Genomic DNA, 19,090 nt, shown 5'->3' on the forward strand with positions numbered 1-19,090 from the left:
ATGAGCCAGGTACCGCGTGCCGTCCTGGCCAACGATACCCGCGGATTCATCAAACTCATTCGCAACACAGAGAACGACACTTTGGTAGGGGCACGCATTTTGGCCCCTGAAGGCTCTGAACTGCTGATGGAACTGGCACTGGCGATGAAATTCGGCATTAAAGTGAGCGAGCTGCGTGAGATGCTGCATCCCTATTTTACCTTGTCAGAAGCGGTCAAGCTTGCAGCCGACACCTTTTCCATGCCAGAGAATGAGTTTGACTGTTCCACCTGAATAACTGTATATCCGGAGAAGTCTATCTCTAAAAGGTGATCTCATCCCCGACACGGATATCCCCGCTCTGCACGACCACGGCCCTGTACCCGCCGATGTACTTCAAACCCGCCATCATGTCTTTGTCCAGAAGTCTGGAGAGGTAGCGGCAGGGAGGGCAGGTACGTACGATGCGGAATTTGGCCGTGCCGATGGTAAAGACCTTTTCTTCCAGCAGGGAAACATCGAAGTGTGTGATGACAAGGTTTCTGCGCAGGTCCGGAAAGTCCAGATCGCTCTTTAAACGGCGGTTGCATTCGGCAAGGGATTCATAGGGGAGTAGGCTGATCTCCCTGACATCCTGGGAGAGCTGGGGTTTGTTGAAGGTGCCTTGGCCGTAAAAATAGCGGTCACCCTCCAGACCTCTGCCCTCTACGGCACGGACACTTTCTACATAGTGCAAAGGCTCTCTGGCCTTAGCTCCGATGAGTATGGCATGCAGGGTCATACTTCTAGTCACTCTTAGGTCTGTACACCCTTACATTTTTGGCATCTTCCGCGTCACGCAGGTACTGGGCATGGAGCTGGCTCATGATGCCCTTTTCGCAGTAGAGCAGGTACTCTTTGTCCTTCGGCAGCTTCTTGAACTCTGTCTTGAGCTTGTGGAACGGTATCTTGATGCTTTCACACGGCGTTTCGATGCACTCCTCTTCGGCGCGTATGTCTATCACCACATACTTGTCGCTGTCTAGATCATGTACGACCTCTACGGGTGCCGCACTGGTGACATCATCGATGATCTCATCGACATAGATCTTCTGTGCATCCTCAACAGCTTTGTCCAGTACAGCGTAGTCAAAACGCCTTGCCTCTTCTTCCATACGCTTGTAGGAACCGTGAGTGATGGGGTTTTTGGAGATGACACCGCAGTACTCCGGCATATTCTCTGCAAAACGGCGTGTGCCGATCTTGTTCGCGATATCGATGATCTCCGGTTTGTTCATCGTCGCAAGCGGACGGAGGACGAGCTTTTTGGTCACCTGGTCGATGAGTGCGAGGTTGCGCAGGGTCTGGCTGGAGACCTGCGCCACGCTTTCTCCGGTCAGCAGGGCGTCGATCCCCATCTCGTCCGCCACTTTTTCAGCCGCTATCAGCATCAAGCGTTTCAGCGTGACCCCCATATAGCTCTCATGCGTGGAACGGAAGATCTCTTCTATCACTGCATCAAAAGGCACGGAAGTGAAAGAGACACGGTGGGAAGCACCGAACTTGTTCCAGAGGTAGAACGCCACCTGCTTGACACCGATCTCATGGGCGATCCCTCCGAGGTTGAAGAAGATGAAGTGGGTCTTGATCCCCCGTTTCATCGTAAGGTAGGAAGCCACCGTAGAGTCGAAACCACCCGACATCAGCGAGAGAATATCGCCCTGCGTACCCAGAGGGAAACCGCTGAGCCCGGCGTATTTGTCCGTGATGATGTTGAGCTGGTTGTTGATCAGCTCGATGCGGACGGTGACCTCGGGATCATGCAGGTCCACACCTTTCGCATCGCTCTGTGCCAGCATATAGCCGCCGACCGTTCTTGCTATCTCGGGTGAATTGAAAGCGTGTTTCCCCGTACGCTTCACACGCACCACAAAGGTTTTGCCTGAAACCTCGCGGGCCATCACTTCATTGACCTTCGCTTTGATGGCGTCCAGCGTATCCATGCCATCGAACTGCAGCGCTTCAAGCACCTGCTCGATGCCCGGGGTATCAAGCAGGGTCTGCCGTACCTCCGTCACCAGCTCCAGGGGTGTCAGCACTTCCAGTTTATCGGAGAACTTTCTGACCTTGATCTCGTCGGACAGTCGTCCGAGGAGTTTGACAAGATTGTTATAGAGCTGTCCTACCATCTGTCTTTTGGCCGAAGAACCTTTGACCATGATCTCCGGAAAAAGTTTCAGGATGAATTTTTGCGTTTTGATTACGGGAGTTTCCACTATACTGCAGCCTTCTTTTTTATAAACGGCATTATATCACAGCTGGATTAAATGCCTCATCTATAGATATGCTGGCGTATTTGAACATTTTCAGTATTTATAAATTTTCTTTGTCATATACTAAATTTATAACAGGGATAAAGGATCTTGAAGTGAAGAAAGAAAAAATAGAACACAGCAAGCCGCTGGTCGACCTTTTACATGGTGAAACCGAAGCCTCTGAGACTGAGGGGATAAGCAGAAGAACGGCACTCAAAATGATGGGTGTCGGCGGTGCATCCGCAATGATGGGGATGTCCCCTTCGCTGCAGGCGGAGGAGACAGCAGGTACAAAAAGTGACAAAAAGGCCAAAATAGTGGTCGTTGGCGCCGGAGCAGGGGGGATCATGGCACTGGCCAGACTCCGCAGCGCGCTCCCCAATGCAGAGATCACGATCATCGCTCCGAATGAAAAACACATCTATCAGCCCGGACAGGTCTTCGTAGCCGCGGGACTCTACACCTTCGATGATATCGTCAAAGAGAACAAAGCGTTCATCCCCGATGATGTCCGCTGGATCAAGGACGAGGTAGCCACATTTGACCCTGACCACAACAAGGTCACGACACGTGCAGGGGAAGAAGTGGTCTATGATGCCATGGTCGTGGGTACAGGGATGGTATACCATTATGACCGGATCAAAGGCTTGAAGGAAGAGGATATCGGAAAGAACGGTATCTCCAGTGTCTACCTGAACGATATGGAGAAAGGTACCGCGGACGGCGGAGACATCACGTGGGAATGGTTCCAGGCGCTGAAAGAAGCTTCCGCCTCCGGGAAAAAACCCAGAGCGATCTATACCGATCCGGACACACCTGTCAAATGCGGCGGTGCACCGCAAAAGATACTCTACCTGAGTGCCGACCACTTGAAAAAAGAAGGTTTGGCCGGTGACTTTATATATGCCACGGCAAAGGACAAGCTCTTTGGTATCCCTGAGATAGAAGCATCACTGACCGAGGTACAGAGCCAATATGACACCATCACCAACAAGTTCAGACACAACCTTGTAGCGATCGACACCGCGAAAAAGATCGCCACCTTTGAAGAGACCTATGAGGTCAAAGGCGAATATGATGAAGATCTGGAAGAGTATGACATGATCGAAGAAAAAAGAATGGTCGAGATGAGCTATGACTTCATCCACATCGTACCGCCTATGGGACCGCCGAAGGCCCTGGCCGACTCACCGTTGGGCTGGCAGAAAGGATCGGCCAAAGGCTACCTGGAAGTAGACCAGTTCACATTGCAGCACAGAAGATACCCCAATGTCTTCGGTATCGGGGATGTGTGCGGTATACCGCTGGGTAAAACAGGCGGGTCGGCAAGACACCATGGTCCGATCGTGGTCAGCAACCTGGTCTCTCAGCTTGAGAACACACCGCTAAAAGAAAAATTTGACGGCTACACGGTCTGTCCTTTGAAAACAGAATACGGAAAGATCATCATGGCAGAGTTCAACTACAAAGGGCTGGCACCGACCGTGACGTTCCTCGATCCGGCAGAACCGCGATTCATCTGGTGGGCATTTGACCTCTACCAGTTAAAACCTATGTATTGGTATCTGATGCTGAGAGGGTGGTTTTAGAGAGCGGTAACATTGAGATAAGTTCAGATTATTTAAAAGTATTGATTTTAGTATTGTTACTATGATATACTTGATCCATCAATAGAATAAAAGGGGTCGAACATGAATGGTTTTGATGCACTTTATGCGAAAGCGAAAGAGCGTATACAGGCGTTGTATGAGTTGCCTTCTATTAAAGAAGAGTCCGTAGAAGAGATGCTTGAAAGCCGCGGGATAGAACGGCGTGACTTCATGAAATGGGCTGCGGGTGTCACAGCCATGCTGGCGCTGCCGTCCCAGTTCACCCCTTTGTTCGCGGAAGCTGCCAAACTGGCAGACCGTGTGCCCCTGATGTGGCTGCATATGGCGGAGTGTACAGGATGCAGCGAATCGCTGATCCGTTCCGATGCGCCGACCATCGATTCCCTTATCTTCGACTATATCTCTCTGGAATACCATGAAACACTGATGGCCGCGGCCGGATGGCAGGCGGAAGAGAACCTGGAGCATGCGTTGAAAAAGTATGCAGGTCGCTATGTTCTGCTGGTAGAAGGCGGTATCCCTACAGCCATGAACGGCCAGTATCTGACCCTCGGTGCACAGGGAAGAACGGGACTCAGTCTTGTGACCGCGGCGGCCAAAGATGCCGCAGCGATCTTTTCCATAGGCACCTGTGCCGCTTTTGGCGGTATCCAGGCGGCCGCGCCGAACCCTACCGGGGCAAAAGGAGTGGACCAGGTGGTTTCACAGCCGGTCATCAACGTGCCCGGCTGTCCTCCGAGCGCCTCCAATATCGTGGGAACCCTGATGCACTTCCTGCTCTTCGGCACCCTTCCTGCGCTGGACAGATACCATCGTCCGAAATGGGCCTATGGCAACCGTATCCATGATCTCTGTGAACGCCGCGGTCATTTCGATGCGGGCGAGTTTGTGGAGAGCTTCGGGGATGAAGGCGCCAAAGACGGATGGTGTCTCTACAAACAGGGCTGCAAAGGGCCCTATACTTTCAACAACTGCTCCACGGAACGCTTCAATCAGCATGTCAACTGGCCTATCGGGGCAGGGCATGGCTGCATGGGATGTTCCGAACCTGATTTCTGGGACACGATGGGGCCTTTGGAAAAACCGATCGATTCGCATCTGGTGATGGGGCTCAATGCAACCGTCGACAAGGTGGGAGCAACGCTCCTCACTGCGACACTGGTGGGTATCGGAGCACATGCCGTTGCGAGCATCTTTATGAATAAAAATGATGAGAAGGGGGAGTAGGTCATGGGGAACAGACGTGTAGTGATCGATCCGATCACAAGGATCGAGGGACATCTGCGTATCGAAGTGGAAGTGGATGAGAACAATGTGGTGCAAAAAGCCTACTCCTCCTCAACGCTATGGAGAGGGATCGAGCTCATTTTAAAAGGGCGTGATCCGCGTGATGCGGGGCTTATGGCACAGCGTATCTGCGGTGTCTGTACCTATTCGCACTATAAAGCCGGTGTAGAGGCGGTGGAAAATGCCTTGGGTGTGGAAGCCCCGTATAATGCAAAACTGGTGCGTTCCCTCCTGAACGAATCCCTTTACATGCATGACCATGTGGTGCATTTCTACCATCTGCACGGACTGGACTGGGTCGATATCGTTTCGGCGCTGAGCGCGGACCCTGAAAAGGCCTCCAAGCTGGCTTTCAAATATGCCGACCTGCCTATAGCGACAGGGACAGATGAGCTCACTGCGGTGCAAAAAAGGGTCAAGGAGTTCGTGGACAAGGGACAACTGGGACCCTTTGCCAATGCCTACTGGGGGAACGGGACCTATAAATTCTCACCCGAGCAGAACCTGATCGCGCTTTCGCATTACCTCAAAGCACTGGAGATACAGCGTGTGGCCGCGCAGATGTTCGCCATTTTCGGAGCTAAACAGCCGCACCCCCAGAGCCTTGTCGTAGGCGGGGTGACCTGTGTCCGTGACATATTGAGCCCGACACGTCTGGCGCAGTGGAAAGAAAAATATAAAATTGTCAAAGATTTTATCGACCGTGCCTACTATGCCGATATCGTGATGGCTGCGGAAGCCTATGGTACGGAAGAGACCGTTCTGGGCGGAGCAGGGGTCAAGAACTTCCTTGCCGGTGAGGCATTTATGCTCAACCGTACAGAGAACCTTTTCCAGAGCGGCTACATCAAGAACGGTGACCTCTCCCAGGTTTTCGACATCGACGATATGAAGATCGAAGAGGATGTGACACATGCCTGGTACAAGGGAACGGATTCCCTTCAGCCTTACGACGGGGTCACCGAACCTGACTATACGGGCTTTGTGGACGGCGATACGGTCAACGGAGAAGCAAAGATCATCAACGAAACCGAAAAATACTCCTGGGTAAAGTCGCCCCGCTATGACGGCGAAGCGATGGAGGTAGGGCCGTTGGCCTGTCTGCTGGTCAATTATGCCCGTGGCAATGCAAAGGTCCAGGCCGAAGTAGGCGCTTTTCTTGAACGTACAGGACTGCCCGTAGAGGCGCTCTTTACGACGCTGGGGCGTACCGCAGCAAGGATGCTGCAGACCAAACTGATCTCGGACAATGCGATCACTACCTTCAATTCACTGGTAGAGAATATCAAGACCGATGACAGTACCTACACGAAGTTTGATATCGATCCTTCCAGAGAGTATACTGGACGTTTTATGGGTGAAGTACCACGAGGAACGCTCAGCCACTGGGTGCGCATCAAGAACGGTCTGATCGAAAACTACCAGGCTGTCGTCCCTACCACCTGGAATGCAGGACCGATGGACGGCAATGGTACGGTCGGACCGTACGAAGCATCTCTGGTCGGGCTGAAACTGGAAGACCCCACCAAACCGCTGGAGGTACTGAGAGTGATCCACTCGTTTGACCCGTGTATGTCATGTTCTGTGCATGTCATGGATATCAAGGGAAGAGAACTGAGCGAATTCAAGGTCAATCCGATGAGCAGCGCAGCGGCCTGTTAGCCTGTCAAACAGATTTCTTTGAACCATAGAGAAGAAGGAGAAAGAACCATGGCAAAACCTGAAGAGTATATTGTAGAACACCCTGACTTCGTTTACAGCAGCGGCAACAGGGTCCTGCACTGGATACGTGCCCTTGTCGTCACAGGATTGATCATCACAGGCTTTTATATCGCAGATCCGTTCCTTAGCTCTGACGGCTCCACGGATAAGCTCCTTTATGCCGAATGGACCAAGTGGCATCTGATCCTGGGATTCATCCTGATCGCTTCCGGTCTCCTTCGGATCTATCTCTTCTTCTTCGGAAAGGACAGTGAAGGCGAACTGCGTTCCCTCAAAGACCTCTTCAGCCTGAGATCATGGATCACGCAGTTGAAATCCTATTTCTTCATCGGAGAGCTGCGTAAAAAAGGGGTCTACGGCCCCTTGCAGTTCCTGACCTACACCGCCATTATGCTGCTGCTTGTGATCGCTTCTGTGACGGGACTGGTGCTCTACGTCCATGTCTATCATCAGGGCTTGGGCGGCTGGCTCTATGAGCCGATGCGTGCCGTTGAAGCCTGGATGGGCGGGCTTGCGACGGTTCGGTATGTTCATCATATTGCCGTGTGGGGATTCCTGATCTTCATACCTATCCATATCTATATGGTCATCTGGTCGGCTATCCGTTTTAAACACGGGGCACTGGACGTGATGTTCACCGGATACGATTACCACCTGAAAAAAGAAAAACGTGAAAAAGAGAAAGAAGAGAATACGTGAAGATACTGATACTTGGTATAGGAAACCTGCTCTTCGGAGATGAAGGCATCGGGGTCCATTTCATTAACTACATCGAAAAGAAGTACGCCTTTGAGGGGGAACATCAGATCGACCTGATCGATGGCGGGACCCTGGCCCAAAGGCTTATCCCCATCATAGTGGACTATGACCATCTGATCGTCGTCGATACCATCAATGCCCCCGGCGTGAAAGCGGGGGAGGTCTACTTCTTTGACTTTGATGCCGTACCCGATGCGGTGGACTGGCAGGGCAGTGCGCATGAAGTGGAGATGCTGCAGACACTCAACATGATGGATCTGGCAGGCGACCGTCCGCCAACGATGATCATGGGAGTGGTACCCACAGTGATAGAGATCACAGAATTCTCCCTTTCCCCGGCTGTCTCCGACGCAGTGCCGCTGATGGAAACCACCCTGCTGGGGTATTTAAGATCGCTGGGAATGGATGCCGTACAAAAAGCCGAAGTAGATATGCGAACCATCATTCCAAACTCTTTCAGGGCTGCCCATGATGCATATCACATTTAAGTTCGAATATATCCACGACAATGGACTGTTCACGCGTCTGCTGAACCGTATCCAGGAGCTTTCGGTGATTCCGGTCTGCCTTGCTGTAAACGGGAACCACTACAAGATCGAAGCTTCAGGCAATCAGGCTGAACTCGAAGCCCTGGCAGAGCAGATCTCTTCTCTGGTGCCCAGATCCCTTTTTCTGAAAAACTACACGATACAGGAGACAGAGGGCGAAGAGTGTGACAGGCTCCCGGCGAGATTGTCTGAAAAGAACACTCCGTTCCAGATCCCCTTCTGTCCGGAATGCCAGAAGCATATCATACACACATTGGACCCGTTCAAGCTCTGCGATGTGTGCGGTTTTAGCGAAAGTACGCTTTTGCTGGATGCGTTAAAAAGTTTCACAGGGGTCACGGCAGACACCCCGGAAGCATTTTTCAGGGCATTGGCAGAGACTTTAAGTGAAACCGGTGAACTCTCCCTGCCGACCTATAATGGCGTCCGCCACTTTTCTCTGCTGCATTTGAACGTCTACAAGCATGAAGGTATCGTATTTGGGAACCCTGCCGATATTTCTGAAAGATTTCTGATCACGCAGGGGGAGCTCGACTCGCTGATGATGGTAGAGAAACCTGCCGTTCGTCTCAAGCCCAAACTGAGATTTCGTGCCGAACTTGAACTGAACGAACCTTTTTACCCTGTGTTTTTTGCAGATGACAAGATCACGTTGGCCCTCTTGACCGCTTTAAAGGACAAGGGCATCGATGCCGTATTTTGCGACCGTATACCGACGCTCCGCACGGCGACAGCCCTTGAAGAGCATCTGATCATTACGCCGGGACGTGACATGCTGCCATGGAAAACCTCCTATGCCTTAAAACATCCCTCCTTTTGCGAGTATAAGGGGTACCAGGCATTTGGTGATGAAAACGGCTTGCGAATAGCCACCAGGCTGGATCTGCCGGATCTGCCCTACCTGCGTTATGCTGCCGATGACGATGCTGACCGCTTTGCCAAGGCCATACATTTTGAACCTGCGCATGCGGCACTGCGTTCCATTGTCGTGGAAAGAGCGCTGGGATCCAGACCGCTATGCGGTATACACCTCAGTCGTGAAAATGTCTCCCACATCTTCAGTTTTTCGCCTAAAATAGGCTATACCCCGATGGTCCTGTTCCGTGATATGGAGTTGTCTCAGCCCAAAGATATGCTCGAGGCGATCGCAACGATGAACGAGAGCGGAACGCGACTCATCCAAAATTTTCAAAACACTTTTCCTGAATTATATGAGAAAATAGCACGCACAGTGTTCCACACGCACACAGACCTCTCCGCTATGACCAGGCTCTGGTCACTGGCGGCTGTCTTTATCGGGCTGTATGAGGGGAATGATGCACTGAAAGCGGCGCAGACACTGGAAGCAACGGCTATAGAGTTCAACGGAAAATCCGGCCCGCGTATCGATTACAAGGTGATCAGCACGGAAGAGGGGTATCAGCTTGACCTTCGGCTTGCTATCCGCTCGGCCATGAGCTTCAAACTGGCGGGGCTCGACGACTATCTGCTCAGTTTCGGGTTTATCGATTCTCTGGCAGATTTTATAGCACAGCAGGCAGAAAATGCGGATGCCAATATCGGTATAGAGGGCGTGGCGCTCAGCGGCAGCCTCTTTGAGAACCGTCAGCTGCTGATGCGGACCTATAACGGTTTAAGCGTCAACTACCAGATCTACAGAAACGAGCGTTTGAGCAGTGACAATGCCAATGTCGCACTGGGAGCGATCACCCTTGGAAGTGAATAGAAGACTGCATATCACCGGTATCGTGCAGGGTGTAGGTTTCAGACCTTTTGTCTATCAGCTGGCCCGCCGGTACCATTTGCACGGATATATAGTCAATACCGCTGCCGGGGTGACCGTTGAAGCGGAAGGCGAAGAGGGTGCGATAGAGGCCTTTATGGGCTCCCTCAAAAGCGAGCTGCCTCCGCTTGCGCGGCTGGACACGCTTACAAGTGAGAACTCCCACACTCAAGGCTATACCGATTTCCGGATCCTTCAGAGTGAGCGGCAAAGTGACAGATCTGCTCTGGTCTCACCCGATAGTGCCGTCTGCGAAAAGTGCCTGCAGGAGATGAACGACCCCTCTGACAGACGCTACGGATACCCTTTCATCAACTGTACCGACTGCGGACCGCGCTACAGCATCATGGAAACGCTTCCCTATGACCGGCCCAATACCTCCATGCATCGGTTTGCGATGTGCAAGAGCTGTCACGATGAGTACTCCGATCCGCTTGATCGCCGTTTTCATGCCCAGCCCATCAGCTGTCCGAATTGCGGGCCGACACTCAGACTGCTTGATGGAGCAGGTAACGTGTTGACTGAAGGCGGCCAAGCCATTGCGGATACGGTCAGTGCCATCAGAAATGGCAGTATCGTTGCGGTCAAAGGGCTTGGCGGTTTCCACCTGCTGTGTGATGCCACCAATACCCACGCGGTAGAAACGCTGAGAAAACGCAAACGAAGACCCCGAAAACCTTTTGCGGTCCTCTTTCCTGATATGGAAGCACTCGAGACAGTAGCTGATCTATCCGAAAAAGAGAGGGAACTGATCACCTCCAGAGAGAAGCCGATCGTTCTCCTTCCCAAAGCACCCCATAGCAACATCAGCGGCCTCGTTGCCCCGGGAATTGACCGCATAGGCGCCTTTCTTCCCTATACGCCCATGCACCATCTCTTGCTCGAAGAAGCGGGGGTTCCCCTGGTGGCAACCAGTGCGAATCTGAGTGATGAACCCATCATACGGAACAGTACAGAATTACTGGAAAAGCTCGGAAATGTTGCGGACCTTCTACTCGATCATGACCGTGAAATTTTGAATGCGAATGATGACAGTGTCCTCCAAATGGCAGGCGATGAAAGGATCACCCTGCGGCTCTCCCGGGGCTATGCGCCCAGGAGCATCAAACTGCCCTTCAGAAGCAGCAAAAAGATCCTGGCTGTAGGGGCGAACCAGAAGAACAGCATGGCACTGCTCTTTGAGGATACAGTGGTACTCAGCCCGCATATCGGTGACCTGAATTCGCTCGAAGCCTTTGAATTCTTTGAACGCACCCTGGACACCTTTAAACGCTTTTATGACCTTGAACCCGAAGTGATCGTCTGCGACAAGCATCCCGGGTACATGACGACACAATGGGCCGGACAGTACAAAGCAGAGCATCCGGCATGCCAGCTGATCACACTGCAGCACCACTATGCCCATCTCCTGGCAGGGATGGCAGAGTTCCGGTTGAATGAGCCAGTCCTGGGTTTTGCCTTTGACGGTACCGGCTATGGGGATGACGGGACCCTGTGGGGCGGGGAAGTGATGATAGCGGACAACGTGACCTATAGCCGTCTGGCATCCTTGGCACCTTTTCGTCTGCTGGGAGGGGAAAAAGCCATCAAAGAACCCCGCAGGGCTGCGCTCGCCTTGCTTTTTGAGTCCTACACGCTGACCGAGATACTTTCGCTCAGGTCTCCGGCACGGGAACAGTTCACGGAAACAGAGATCATACAGCTGCACCGGGCATGGGGACAGGGCATCAATGCGCCCCTGACAAGTTCCATGGGAAGGCTTTTTGATGCCGTGGCCAGTCTGGCGGGCATCGTACACCTCTCCGGTTATGAAGGGGAGAGCGGATTGAAGATGGAGCAGTATGTGGTTGCGCGTATCACAGAGAGCTTTCCTTTCGAGGTCCGTGACGGTACGATCTCCCTGGGACCGATGATCAAGGCCATGGGAGAAGCAGAAGACAAAAAAGTGATGGTCTCCATGTTCTTTAATACGGTGGTCGAGATGATATTTCATTTTGCCTCCAGACATCCCGAGCTGCCGCTTCTTTTTTCCGGCGGGGTGTTCCAGAACAGGGTCCTGATCGAAAAGATCATGCAGCGGTGTCAGAGAGAAAATCGTACCTGCTACCTTCAAAAAGAGACCGCCGTCAATGATGGAGGGATAGCCCTCGGACAGGCGTGGTATGCACTGCATCATCTCTCACTCGATGTTGGCTGTGAAGAACAGGCATTTTCAACACAGTTTTATGAAAAGACCCTATAATTAAAACGATACAGGAGGCAAGATGGAAACCGGACTACTACTCATTTTCTGGTACGGCATACTGCATGCATTCGGACCGGACCATCTTACTGCCATTGCCGACTTTTCCATAGGAAAGAACAGACGTAAGACCTTGCTCATTACCTCGCTGTTCGCCCTCGGTCACGGCTTGAGTCTTTTTCTTTTTGCAAAGCTGCTGCAGCAGGCAGACCTCTCTGAGGAACTCTTATCCTATGGGGATGTGATCTCTGCCATCGTGATCATCGGGTTGGGGCTCTACCTGCTTGTGATGGTTTTGACACAGCGTATCCATCTGCACAAGCATACCCATCAGGATAAAGAACATATACATATCTGGTTCGGAAAGTCGCATCAGCATAACGGCATGGAGAACGGTTCCTCCTTCTCGCTCGGGCTTCTGATGGGTGCAGGCGGTGTCAGGGGTATGCTCATTACGCTCGGAGCCGTCCAGGGCGGAACTGTGGACCTGTCGATGGTCGCGCTCTTTACCTTGGGTGTGATGCTTGTGTTTCTTGCATTCGGCATGCTGATCCTCTACATCAATCAGCACTTTCTGGGGAACCTGCAGAATGTAAGAAGGGCATTTGCCGCTGCCGGTCTGATGTCAGTGTTTGTCGGCACCCATATATTATTAGGATAGGAGAATAGAAATGTGCACAGATTGCGGATGCAGCATCACGGATAGTGTCATGGAACACAGCCATAAAAGCGAACATGAAAGCGAAGGGCACAGCCATTCACATGAGCATCAAAAGGCGCATGAGCATCTGCACCATAATCCGCAGCTCAATGATGCCAAAACGATCTCGGTCATCCGGAAGATCCTGGACAAAAACGACCATGAGGCTGCCCATAACAGAGAGCACCTTGAGAAAAAAGGCATCCTCGGGATCAACCTCATGAGCAGTCCGGGCAGCGGGAAAACCGCCTTACTGGAACAGATGGCAGAGGTGGCTGATTTCAAGTTCGGTGTGGTAGAAGGTGACCTCGAGACCAGCAAAGATGCAGAGAGACTTCAGGCAAAGGGCATCCCCGCCGTGCAGATACAGACAGGCTCCGCCTGCCATCTGGATGCCTTTATGGTGCACAAAGGCCTGCATGATATGCCTTTGGATGACCTGAATGTCTGCTTTGTGGAAAATGTCGGGAACCTTGTCTGTCCCGCCTCCTATGATGTGGGCACACACTTGAACATCGTACTGGTATCCGTACCCGAGGGCGAAGACAAGATAGCCAAGTATCCCGTGATGTTCCGGCAGGCCGATCTCGTGCTCATAACCAAAACGGATCTTTTGCCGTACTTCACGTATGATATAGAAAACGAAAAAGCCCAGGCCAGACGCATCAAGCCCAATGTCGATATACTCGAGATCAACATCAACGACAAGGACTCCATACGGTCCGTCGTGGAGTGGATCGATTTCAAACGAAAGATGAGAGCGTAAGATGTGTCTGTCCATACCCTCCAGGGTCGTAGAGATCGATGAGAACAACATGGCCACCGTCGACACGATGGGGATCCAACGCCATGTCAGCCTCGACCTGATGGCCGATGAGATCAACATAGGGGACTACATCCTGATCCACGTCGGTTTTGCGATGAACAAGATAGATGAGGCAGAGGCTCAGCAGAGCCTGGAACTCTACAGGGAGATGCTCGAAGCGATGGAAGAGGAAGAGAGAAGACAGGTCATCGAGACCGATGATCACTGTGACGGCAGAGGCGGGGAATGAGCGGGCTTCAGCTGAAGGACCTCTATGACGGTTTTCGCAACCCGGATGTCATCATAGCACTGGCAGAAAGCATCACCGATGAAGCAAAAGCCCTGACAGCCCCCTTGCATATCATGGAAGTGTGCGGCGGTCATACCCATACGATCATGAAGTACGGCCTGAAGCAGCTGCTCCCTGAAAATATTGACTTTATCCATGGTCCGGGCTGTCCCGTCTGTATCATGCCCAAGGAACGGATCGACCATGCCATTGCCCTGGCACAGATGGAAGATACCATACTGCTGACACTGGGTGACATGATACGTGTTCCCGGTTCCAAAAGTTCGCTGGCCCTGGAACGGGCAAAAGGGCACGATATCAGGGCACTCTATTCTCCTTTGGATGCCATCAGGATCGCACTGGAAAATCCTGACAAACAGGTCGTTTTCTTTGCCATAGGGTTTGAAACGACCACCCCTATGACCGCGGCGCTGCTCGAACAGACGGTACAGAAAGGTATCATCAATCTCTACTTTCATATCAACCATGTGCTCGTACCTCCTGCGGTGGATGCCATCATGGCAGATGACCGTGCCAGGATCAATGCCTTCATCGGTCCGGCCCATGTCAGTGTGATCAGCGGTGCGAAGATCTACCAAACCTTGCCAAAGTCCTATGGGACACCGGTCGTGGTCAGCGGTTTTGAGCCTGTCGATGTCCTTCAGAGCATCCTGATGATCGTAAGACAGAAGAATGAAGGGCGCTGTGAAATGGAGATCCAGTACAACCGGTCCGTTACGCTGGAGGGGAACATCAAAGCCCAGGCGATGATCGAAAAATTCATGGAACCGCGTGCACATTTCAGATGGCGCGGCATCGGTGATATTCCCCACAGCGCACTGGCATTGAAAGAGGCCTATGCCAAGTATGATGCGGAGAAGCTCTTCGCCGATCATCTGCCTACCCAACCGATAGATGACCATAAACTCTGTATCTGCGGAACCATCCTCAAAGGATTGGCCAAACCCCATGACTGCCAGGTGTTCGGTACGGCCTGCACACCCAATACGCCCATGGGCAGCTGCATGGTCAGTTCCGAAGGTGCCTGCAATGCCTATTACCGCTATGGAGAAGTGTAAATGACACAGATACAACTGAGCCACGGCGGCGGCGGCGAAGAGACCAACAGCCTGATACATGACCTCTTTTACCGCCATTTTTCCAATGATATCCTTCTGGCAGCGGAGGATGCCGCGGTCCTGGAGGTCAACGGCAGGATCGCGTTCACCACGGACAGCTTTACCGTCAATCCTATTTTCTTTAACGGAGGGAATATCGGCAAACTCGCCGTTGCAGGTACCGTGAACGATCTTGCGATGATGGGCGCAGAACCGCTCTATCTCAGTGCTTCCTTCATCATCGAAGAGGGGCTTTTGTTCGATGATCTTGAGCGTATCGTCAAAGCGATGGCTGAAGAACTGGAACAGAGCGAAGCAAAGATCGTCTGCGGCGATACCAAAGTGGTCCCCAGGGGTGCGGTGGACAAACTGTTCATCAACACATCAGGCATTGGGGAGATCAGAAAAGAGGGGATCTCGGCCCATGCACTTCTGGAAGGCCATAGCATCATCGTCTCAGGCGATGTGGGACGGCACGGTACTGCCATACTGATGGAGCGTGAGGGTCTGGGGATCAGCGGTGAGCTCCAGAGTGACTGTGCCACCTTATGGCCGGCGGTCCAGGCCCTGATCGATGTCGATATTAGTATCTCGGCGATGCGTGATGCCACCCGGGGCGGTCTTTCGGCCGTGCTGAATGAATGGGCAGTACAAAGCTCTGTCTGTCTGGAGATAGAAGAGAAACAGATACCTGTGGAGGATGCCGTGCAGGGCATCTGCGAGCTCTTTGGGTTCGAGGCACTGGATCTTGCGAACGAGGGGACCTTTATACTTGCCGTTCCCCCGGAGGATGCACCAAAGGCCCTGGAAGTACTTCACCGCCTGGATATCACGTGCCATGCAGCCGTCATCGGAGAGGTCAGCATGAAAAAACCGGGGAAGGTCATCCTGCATTCTGCCTATGGAAGCAGCCGCTATCTTGACCTGCCCAAGGGCGAACTGCTGCCGAGGATATGTTGATACCATGCATGAATATTCTATAGTCCAGGCGCTTCTGGCACAATGCGAGGAGCATGCCAAAGCCAATGATGCAGCCAGGATCACCAAAGTGGTGACCAAGATAGGAAAACTCAGCGGCGTGGAACCGCATCTGCTGGAAACCGCCTTCGAAACCTTCAAAGAACACAGCATCTGTCACGGGGCGGAATTCGTGATGCAGCTCCAGGACCTGAAGCTCTACTGCAATGTCTGCGAACAGGAGAGCGAACAGAGTGAAGTACGCTATCAGTGTCTGCATTGTCACAGTACCGATGTGACCGTACTGGACGGTGAGGATATGTATCTGATGAGCCTGGAAATGGAGTGAGCCTACAGTAGACGGCTCCAGAAGAGTTGGGCGACCGTGACGATGAACAGGATACCCAGGATATTGAAGATAATACCGTAGCCCGCCATGGTTCTGACCGAGACCACACCGGAACTCATCGCGATCGCATTGGGCGGTGTCGCGATAGGGAGCATGAAGGCGTACGAGGCACAGATCGTTGCGACCATCATGATAAGCGTGGCATCAAATCCTGTCTGCTCCGCCACCTTGTAGAGGATAGGAAGCATGATGGAGATCAGTGCCGTGTTGCTCGTGATCTCGGTCGTGAACGTGACCATCGCGGCAATGACGAGTAAAAAGAGCACCAGCGGCATGGTCGCAAAAGCCATCAGGTGAGAAGCGATCTCCTCGGCCATTCCCGTTTGTGTCACTGCCGCTGCTATCGCAAATCCCGCTCCAAAAAGAAACATGATACGGAAAGGGATGTTCACTTTGTCATCCATCCAGTTCAGTATGGAAAAAGGCGGTGAGAAAAGAAGCAGCCCGGCCGTAAGCAGGATACCCGCTTCGCTCAATCCCAGCCCGTCATAGTAGGGTTTGATCGGCGCATTCACCAACAGCATGAGGATCAGTCCGGCTATCACATAGAGTACTTTCTTTTGGTCACGCTCAAGCGGTTTTGTATCCAGTTCCGTATCTATGCGGTGGCCATCGAGTCCCAGTGCCAGCACAGACCCCACTGCGATGAACATCACGAAGACCAGCGGTGCGACCATATACATCCACTGCACAAAAGGGATGGCCTTCATCCCCATCTCCTGCATGATCCCCATCAGTATCAGGTTCGGCGGCGTACCGATAGGGGTCAATATCCCGCCTATGCTCGCACCGTAGGCGATACTCAGCGCCAAACGCATTTTGAGCTTTACTTCATCCGTAAGAAAGAGTGCGATGGGAAGCAGGAGCAAGGCGGTGGTGGTATTGGAAAGGACAGAGCTCAAAAGCCCCGAAGTGATGATCAGCGCAAAGATGATGCCCCGTGTACTGCTGGGAAAAAGGTTCAGCATCCGGTTGGCTATCACCTTATGCAGTCCGGTTTTCTCTACCGCGATGGCGATCAAAAATCCGCCCAGAAAGAGATAGATGATAGGGTTCGCATAGTTCGCCGCCGTCTCTTTGGTGGACAGGACGCCGGCTGCGGGGAAAAGTATGATGGGAAGCAGTGAAACCACAGCCAGGGGCAAGCCCTCATTGGTCCAGAGTGTCACCATCAGTACGATGATCGCCGCCATCAGTGACTGCGGCAGTGTAAAAAACGGTATCATCATCCCGAATGCGATCACAGCCAGTAAAAGCGCTATGAATATTTTTCTTGTCTGTTCAGCCATTGGCATGCCCCATCCCTTGATCTAACGATATATTAGTTTTATTGTGCCTCAAAAAACTTAAGAGAAGTTCTAAACAATACGTAAAAGATATTTTTGAGAGGATAAGACACCATACTATGTATATACAAGTGTTAATTCTATTATAAATTTTATTTATAGGAAATGGATACAGAGATGTTACTGAAATAATATGTATTTGTTACCAATTTCTCTTAATATCGCCTTGCATTTTTATGTACAAACAACACAAGGGAGCAACAAATGAACAAATGGATAAGTATTGCTGCATCAGCAGCTTTGGTTTTAACATTATCTGCCTGTACTTCAGATGGTACGGATGGAATAGATGGAATTGATGGTGTAGACGGGGTCGATGGTACCAGTATAACTGGAACTGACGGTACTGACGGAGTTGATGGTGTAGATGGGATCGACGGTGTCAACTATTCTGTAGTCAAAGACTTCGGAAAAGAAAAAGAGAATGAGCTTTATATCAAATCTCTCGAATATTTCGGATTTGACGGTGCCAAGAAAGACGGTTTCACTACAAATGTCATGAGAAAAGATGCGAAGACAGCAGCAGATACGATCGACCTGGCTGACGGTCTTACAGCGAGGTTCCTGACACGTGAAGCAGCGAACAAAGCGGACCTTTTCAACTTCTATCCGGCAGAGAACCCGACACATATCATCTCCTGTATCGAAGGTGGTGTAGAAACTCTTGCTAACGGTAAACTAAACCCATCTGTTCAAAGCTGGAACCTTGAAACGGGTGAAGTATCTACGATCCTTCGCGGTATGGAAAGATGTGACGGACTGAGAGTCACGCCTTGGGGTACGGTATTGGCTACGGAAGAGACGACTGATGGTGGTGCCTATGAGATCATCGATCCGCTCAATGTAGTTAACCATACGGTTGTAGATAGAGCTAATGGTGTGATCGAAGATGAAAATAACGCAACAGCAACCAATATCGTAAAAAGAACAGCGATGGCTCAAATGTCCTGGGAAGGTTTGACCGTACTTGACAGCGGTGTGGTCATCGGTGGTGATGAGCTTCGCCCTGGTACAGGGACAGAAGATGCTGACGGTGGAGCGATCTTTAAATTCGTGCCAGATACTGTTCGCACAACAACTGACCTGATCACAGACCTTTCCCAGTCTCCACTGGTATCAGGTTCAAACTTTGCAATGCAGGTACAGTGTAAAGATGGTACAAGCCAATGGGGTCAAGGGTGTGAAGTCGGTAATGCAAGATGGATCTCAGTAAACGGTGAAAATGCCAGAGCTGATGCTGAT

At 51.8% G+C, this 19,090-nt stretch carries 17 protein-coding genes and 1 pseudogene; 15 read left to right on the forward strand and 3 right to left on the reverse strand.

Features of this window, described 5'->3' with window-relative positions:
• Positions 1–273, forward strand: a pseudogene (locus VIM88_RS00330) (mercury(II) reductase); the annotation flags it as partial.
• 28 nt (positions 274–301) lie between these two features.
• Here the strand turns inward: VIM88_RS00330 and VIM88_RS00335 are convergent.
• Together VIM88_RS00335 and thiI are read right to left on the reverse strand one after the other, a co-directional pair.
• On the reverse strand, positions 302–772 hold the full coding sequence (locus tag VIM88_RS00335; RefSeq protein WP_331860890.1) for an MOSC domain-containing protein: 471 nt from the start codon (positions 770–772) through the stop codon (positions 302–304).
• Complete coding sequence (gene thiI / locus VIM88_RS00340; RefSeq protein ID WP_331860891.1) at positions 765–2,234, reverse strand: tRNA uracil 4-sulfurtransferase ThiI; 1,470 nt, start codon at positions 2,232–2,234, stop codon at positions 765–767. Before thiI ends, VIM88_RS00335 begins: the two co-directional genes overlap by 8 nt.
• Positions 2,235–2,386: 152 nt before the next feature.
• Between thiI and VIM88_RS00345 the strand changes: the two genes are divergently transcribed.
• From VIM88_RS00345 to hypA, 13 genes are all read left to right on the forward strand, one after another.
• On the forward strand, positions 2,387–3,862 hold the full coding sequence (locus VIM88_RS00345) for an FAD/NAD(P)-binding oxidoreductase (protein ID WP_331860892.1): 1,476 nt from the start codon (positions 2,387–2,389) through the stop codon (positions 3,860–3,862).
• Positions 3,863–3,964: 102 nt separating this feature from the next.
• The gene (locus VIM88_RS00350) at positions 3,965–5,110 is read left to right on the forward strand and encodes a hydrogenase small subunit (protein WP_331860893.1); all 1,146 of its coding nucleotides are present in this window, start codon (positions 3,965–3,967) and stop codon (positions 5,108–5,110) included.
• A 3-nt stretch (positions 5,111–5,113) separates the two neighbouring features.
• The gene (locus VIM88_RS00355) at positions 5,114–6,832 is read left to right on the forward strand and encodes a nickel-dependent hydrogenase large subunit (protein WP_331860894.1); all 1,719 of its coding nucleotides are present in this window, start codon (positions 5,114–5,116) and stop codon (positions 6,830–6,832) included.
• Between the two features lie 48 nt (positions 6,833–6,880).
• A complete protein-coding gene (gene cybH / locus VIM88_RS00360; RefSeq protein ID WP_331860895.1) occupies positions 6,881–7,591 on the forward strand; it encodes a Ni/Fe-hydrogenase, b-type cytochrome subunit in 711 nt (236 codons plus the stop codon).
• Positions 7,588–8,139, forward strand: a complete 552-nt coding sequence (locus tag VIM88_RS00365) for a HyaD/HybD family hydrogenase maturation endopeptidase (protein ID WP_331860896.1) — start codon at positions 7,588–7,590, stop codon at positions 8,137–8,139. The genes cybH and VIM88_RS00365 overlap by 4 nt, the downstream gene beginning before the upstream one ends.
• Positions 8,120–9,925: a hypothetical protein gene (locus VIM88_RS00370; protein WP_331860897.1), complete on the forward strand. Its 1,806-nt coding sequence runs from the start codon at positions 8,120–8,122 to the stop codon at positions 9,923–9,925. The genes VIM88_RS00365 and VIM88_RS00370 overlap by 20 nt, the downstream gene beginning before the upstream one ends.
• Positions 9,918–12,224, forward strand: coding sequence for a carbamoyltransferase HypF (gene hypF / locus VIM88_RS00375; RefSeq protein WP_331860904.1), 2,307 nt, complete (start codon positions 9,918–9,920; stop codon positions 12,222–12,224). The genes VIM88_RS00370 and hypF overlap by 8 nt, the downstream gene beginning before the upstream one ends.
• 22 nt (positions 12,225–12,246) lie before the next feature.
• Positions 12,247–12,885 (forward strand): hypothetical protein, encoded by a 639-nt coding sequence (locus tag VIM88_RS00380; RefSeq protein WP_331860898.1) that lies wholly within the window; start codon positions 12,247–12,249, stop codon positions 12,883–12,885.
• Positions 12,886–12,895: 10 nt separating this feature from the next.
• Positions 12,896–13,690: a hydrogenase nickel incorporation protein HypB gene (gene hypB, locus VIM88_RS00385; RefSeq protein ID WP_331860899.1), complete on the forward strand. Its 795-nt coding sequence runs from the start codon at positions 12,896–12,898 to the stop codon at positions 13,688–13,690.
• 1 nt (position 13,691) lies between these two features.
• Complete coding sequence (locus VIM88_RS00390; protein ID WP_331860900.1) at positions 13,692–13,979, forward strand: HypC/HybG/HupF family hydrogenase formation chaperone; 288 nt, start codon at positions 13,692–13,694, stop codon at positions 13,977–13,979.
• A complete protein-coding gene (hypD, locus tag VIM88_RS00395) occupies positions 13,976–15,097 on the forward strand; it encodes a hydrogenase formation protein HypD (protein ID WP_331860901.1) in 1,122 nt (373 codons plus the stop codon). Before VIM88_RS00390 ends, hypD begins: the two co-directional genes overlap by 4 nt.
• Positions 15,098–16,096 (forward strand): hydrogenase expression/formation protein HypE, encoded by a 999-nt coding sequence (hypE, locus tag VIM88_RS00400; RefSeq protein ID WP_331860902.1) that lies wholly within the window; start codon positions 15,098–15,100, stop codon positions 16,094–16,096.
• Positions 16,097–16,100: 4 nt separating this feature from the next.
• Complete coding sequence (gene hypA, locus VIM88_RS00405) at positions 16,101–16,442, forward strand: hydrogenase/urease nickel incorporation protein HypA (RefSeq protein ID WP_331860903.1); 342 nt, start codon at positions 16,101–16,103, stop codon at positions 16,440–16,442.
• A gap of 2 nt (positions 16,443–16,444) precedes the next feature.
• Here hypA and VIM88_RS00410 read toward each other — a convergent pair whose 3' ends face one another.
• Complete coding sequence (locus VIM88_RS00410) at positions 16,445–17,791, reverse strand: DASS family sodium-coupled anion symporter (RefSeq protein ID WP_331860905.1); 1,347 nt, start codon at positions 17,789–17,791, stop codon at positions 16,445–16,447.
• 261 nt (positions 17,792–18,052) lie between these two features.
• Between VIM88_RS00410 and VIM88_RS00415 the strand changes: the two genes are divergently transcribed.
• On the forward strand, positions 18,053–19,090 hold a 1,038-nt coding region (locus VIM88_RS00415), incomplete at its 3' end, for a hypothetical protein (protein WP_414717458.1).

It is taken from the genome of Sulfurovum sp., from assembly GCF_036568385.1.
GTDB lineage: Bacteria > Campylobacterota > Campylobacteria > Campylobacterales > Sulfurovaceae > Sulfurovum.

Coding starts and splice junctions, on each gene's coding strand:
- VIM88_RS00350 (WP_331860893.1), top strand. CDS start 3,965: ATGAATGGTTTTGATGCACTTTATGCGAAAGCGAAAGAGCGTATACAG.
- VIM88_RS00355 (WP_331860894.1), top strand. CDS start 5,114: ATGGGGAACAGACGTGTAGTGATCGATCCGATCACAAGGATCGAGGGA.
- cybH (WP_331860895.1), top strand. CDS start 6,881: ATGGCAAAACCTGAAGAGTATATTGTAGAACACCCTGACTTCGTTTAC.
- VIM88_RS00370 (WP_331860897.1), top strand. CDS start 8,120: ATGATGCATATCACATTTAAGTTCGAATATATCCACGACAATGGACTG.
- VIM88_RS00380 (WP_331860898.1), top strand. CDS start 12,247: ATGGAAACCGGACTACTACTCATTTTCTGGTACGGCATACTGCATGCA.
- hypB (WP_331860899.1), top strand. CDS start 12,896: ATGTGCACAGATTGCGGATGCAGCATCACGGATAGTGTCATGGAACAC.
- VIM88_RS00390 (WP_331860900.1), top strand. CDS start 13,692: ATGTGTCTGTCCATACCCTCCAGGGTCGTAGAGATCGATGAGAACAAC.
- hypD (WP_331860901.1), top strand. CDS start 13,976: ATGAGCGGGCTTCAGCTGAAGGACCTCTATGACGGTTTTCGCAACCCG.
- hypE (WP_331860902.1), top strand. CDS start 15,098: ATGACACAGATACAACTGAGCCACGGCGGCGGCGGCGAAGAGACCAAC.
- hypA (WP_331860903.1), top strand. CDS start 16,101: ATGCATGAATATTCTATAGTCCAGGCGCTTCTGGCACAATGCGAGGAG.
- VIM88_RS00410 (WP_331860905.1), bottom strand. CDS start 17,791: ATGGCTGAACAGACAAGAAAAATATTCATAGCGCTTTTACTGGCTGTG.